Source organism: Streptomyces sp. SID13726 (assembly GCF_010548375.1).
Taxonomy (GTDB): Bacteria; Actinomycetota; Actinomycetes; order Streptomycetales; family Streptomycetaceae; genus Streptomyces.
Map to the genome: position 1 here is coordinate 1 of NZ_JAAGLY010000368.1, position 466 is coordinate 466.

The 466-nt window shown below is 70.6% G+C and carries 1 protein-coding gene; it reads right to left on the reverse strand.

Annotation, left to right across the window (positions count from 1 at the left end; translation table 11 throughout):
• Positions 1 to 152: 152 nt before the first annotated feature.
• Positions 153 to 466, reverse strand: a 314-nt coding sequence (locus G3I78_RS48115) for a hypothetical protein (protein WP_203616535.1), incomplete at its 5' end; no start/stop codon positions are given.

Sequence of the window (466 nt, forward strand, 5' to 3'; positions counted from 1 at the left end):
CTGCACGTCCGGGCCCGCGGCCCGGGTGACCGGCCGGAAGACCCCGACCCGCTGGACCTTGCGGACCAGCAGGTCGAGGACCCCCAGCGCGATCGTGGACTTGCCCGTCTCGCCCTCGGGCGAGGTGATGTAGATGCTGCGAGCGGTGTCGCTCACTCGTTGTCTCCTCCGGTGTCCTGCACGGCGGCGCTCGCGCCGTTGTACTGCGGGCCACCCTCCTCGGTCGCCTTCTCGCCGACGTCCGGCCACACCCAGTCGCGCACCTCGGGGATGTCCTCCCCGTGCTCGCGGGTGTACTGCCGGGCGGTCAGCCGCGCGTCGACCATCTCCTGGCGCAGACCCGCGTAGGTCGAGCGCAGGGACGGCACGCGGTCGATGACGTCGATCACCAGGTGGTAGCGGTCGATGTCGTTGAGCATGGCCATGTCGAACGGGGTGGTGGTGGTGCCCTCCTCCTTGTAGCCGC